Source organism: Gardnerella sp. 26-12 (assembly GCF_001660745.1).
GTDB lineage: Bacteria > Actinomycetota > Actinomycetes > Actinomycetales > Bifidobacteriaceae > Bifidobacterium > Bifidobacterium swidsinskii.
The window spans coordinates 3,902-6,770 of sequence record NZ_LWSR01000063.1 but is presented as its reverse complement, the minus strand read 5'-3'; the positions used below and the strand labels follow the sequence as shown (position 1 = coordinate 6,770).

Below are 2,869 nucleotides of genomic sequence, written 5' to 3'. Positions count from 1 at the left end.
TACTGAATCTAATAGTTTTACAGAACCTGTATATTTTTCATTTTCTAACATGGTTTCAATACTTCTTTTTGGCCATTTGTTTTTCCCTGTTGGAGATTTAATATTTTCTTTTTCAAGTTCTTTGACAATGCCTATGATACTTTTCCTATCTAAGTACCAATTAAATATTTTCTTGACTATTTTTGCTTGTTGGAAATTTATAATCAACTCTCCATTTTCATCATGATTATAGCCATAGCTCTTTCGATTATAAAGTTTTGATGTGCCTTGTGCTGCTCTTTGCTTCAGACCCCATTGTATATTTTCACTTCTCTGTTCGTTTTCTGATTGTGCTAATGATTCCATAATGGATATGATCATATCTGTATCATCTTCTTGGCTATCTAGGTTTTCTTATTCAAAGATAATTCTTGCACAGGCTTGTTTTATTACTTTTAATACTTCTAAAACATCTACTGTATCACGACCAAAACGACTCACACTTTTTAGTAAGAATAATATCAAGATTACCTTTCTCACACTCATCAATCATTCGATTAAACTCGTTTCTTGAAGATCCAACCTTAGCTGAAGCAACATCAAGAAAAATATCAGCAACAAACCAAGTCATGTGAGAAGCAGCAAGACGAGTAAGACCAGACACTTGAGTCGAAAGACTATCCAGCTGCTCTTTACGATTCGTACTCACACGAGCATAAATACCCACAGCATAATCCTTAACAACCCGCTTAGGTTTGATGACTATCACATCACTATTTAGCTCATCTATCTTATCCATAGCCATCTCTCCTTATTTTTAGACTAACGAAACTTAGATTTCTTCTCCATGATAATTAGCCTAAACCTTATTTTCCCACTTCACCAGCTGGGTGCAAAGTGGCGAATCGACTTGCATGAGCGATTAAATATAATTCGCGAATGCACTTCGATTCGCTGAGCTTGCTCAAAGTTGAAAGCACAGTGTGCTTTCAACGCGAGCGAAGTACGTTAACATCCTGTGCACTCGACCCTAGAACGTTGATATCTTCCCTCAAACAGTCAAAATACGTTCAAAAACCGAGCAAAGCCAGCTTAAATCCACCACAGGCTAAACCCTTTAACGATAACTCTCGCTAAGCCCTGCTACACAAGGGCAAATTTGCACTCACCTAATCAGACCTTGACATCAATACAACGCTTTTGACGTGCGTAGAGTTTTTTGCTTAAAAGAGAAGAAAACAGTCTTATAAAATCTTATGCGTCTACTGCGGTTCTTCTCCATGGGTGCTACTTGATAACGAGAACAATATCGGTAAGCACAATACCAACAACTACGCTTACCCATGCCAAACTCGGCGTAAGAAGCCAAGCGAGAACACCAAAGATCAGCAGTCGAAGCAGTACAACAATAACCAAGAAAGGCCAACTTTTTGTTAGGCATTTCTGTTGATCAGCCTTCAATGCGCCCATCAGAACCATAACCGCAGCCGCCGCGCAAGAAAATAGCATATTGCCCAAGAATATGACGAGTAGCGTGCGCCAGCCATCGATAGTACAAAGCATCCACCATTGCAGCATCAATGCAAGCAAAAATGTGACAACATCGCATACTGCTTCCATCAGCATATTCGCAACGATTAACGAGGAGAATGTTAAAGACGTACTTCTAGGAGTGCCTGTTTTACCTGCGCTCGCATGCTGTAATGCAATCATGTTTCTCGCCTCGGCGCGCTTTACGCGCTCTTCTTCAAGCATTTGAACGCCAAGCTCAACCGATTTCTTTGAAGCTTCCTGTAATTGCGCATCCGTCATACCTGGCTGCCAAGGCTTTTCAAAAACAAACAGCAACACACTAGTAATCGCTGCGCCAATAATAATGCTTAGCAGCGTAGTATTGGAAACAAGCAATGAAGCAATACCAGAGGTCACCAGAAGCCTGAGCACAAAATCGATGATTCCGATGAGCAAATCACCAGACCTGTCATCTGGTCTACGATGCCTGTCCCACTGCAGATACGCTGTGCTTAGCAGAGAAAACACCACAACACTCAACGCGAGTATGACCACAGTTTCCCAACCTAGTACGCGGTGCCCCACGAACTGCTGTACGAGCAGCGAAATAATAAGCGTGCAAATGCTAGCAACAGTTTCTGTAATCACATGACCCCAAAAAGCATGTTTGAAAAGCACTGGTCTTACATTTGTCTCACTCATCATCTAACCCTAGGAAAGGCAATTACGAGTAATTGGCTCGATACCGAGAATACTTTCCAAAAACTTAGCTCCATCAGAACCAAGATGAGCTAGAAGCTCTCCTCGCTTAAATGCTTTCCAGATAGCCGACACAGTTCTATATATTTGCTTCGCTCGCTTCAGCCAACCAAGTGCCTTAGCAATAGGCACACCATATTGAAATACAAACGAAGCTATCGCTAATGCACATCCGACCCAATTAACCATCGGCGCGTAATGTCCAATAGAAACCCTATTCCTACGCATCAGTGACTTAAACGTTAAGCCATGCAATGCTGCATTTAAGCGTGTTTCATAATTTGAAGTTGTACGTGGATTAGCATACTGCAAATCAGCAGGCACTGATTCAAATGCACGGATCAACGCATCCAAGTCTGCATCTGTCATAGTTGTAGTAGAAGATAGGCTACCAGCAGCATATGTGAAGTTACCGCGCTCTGTCAATGTGTTAGCGGAAGACACTTCAGCTGAACACAATACTAGTGAGATACTAATAATCGGTACAGATAACATTTTCGTTGCTTTACGCATCATTCTCTCTCCTCAAAAATCAGAAAACCCGAATTGATCCGCATTGTTAAGATGCGCGTCGGGTACTGTTATTTGCGTATGCTACACCTGTCTCTTATACACATCT

4 protein-coding genes are annotated in these 2,869 nt (G+C 41.4%); all 4 read right to left on the bottom strand.

The window, feature by feature from the left end; all coding sequences use genetic code 11:
- On the bottom strand, positions 1-345 hold a 345-nt coding region (locus A5295_RS04115), incomplete at its 3' end, for a recombinase family protein (RefSeq protein WP_197479838.1).
- Positions 346-460: 115 nt separating this feature from the next.
- A complete protein-coding gene (locus tag A5295_RS04110; protein WP_064621783.1) occupies positions 461-778 on the bottom strand; it encodes a recombinase family protein in 318 nt (105 codons plus the stop codon).
- Positions 779-1,266: 488 nt separating this feature from the next.
- The gene (locus tag A5295_RS04105; RefSeq protein ID WP_064621779.1) at positions 1,267-2,193 is read right to left on the bottom strand and encodes a hypothetical protein; all 927 of its coding nucleotides are present in this window, start codon (positions 2,191-2,193) and stop codon (positions 1,267-1,269) included.
- A gap of 9 nt (positions 2,194-2,202) precedes the next feature.
- Complete coding sequence (locus A5295_RS04100) at positions 2,203-2,766, bottom strand: hypothetical protein (protein WP_064621777.1); 564 nt, start codon at positions 2,764-2,766, stop codon at positions 2,203-2,205.
- Positions 2,767-2,869 lie beyond the last annotated feature (103 nt).

Excerpts from the sequence above, each read along its gene's own strand:
- A5295_RS04110 (WP_064621783.1), bottom strand. The coding sequence starts at position 778 with ATGGATAAGATAGATGAGCTAAATAGTGATGTGATAGTCATCAAACCT.
- A5295_RS04105 (WP_064621779.1), bottom strand. The coding sequence starts at position 2,193 with ATGAGTGAGACAAATGTAAGACCAGTGCTTTTCAAACATGCTTTTTGG.
- A5295_RS04100 (WP_064621777.1), bottom strand. The coding sequence starts at position 2,766 with ATGATGCGTAAAGCAACGAAAATGTTATCTGTACCGATTATTAGTATC.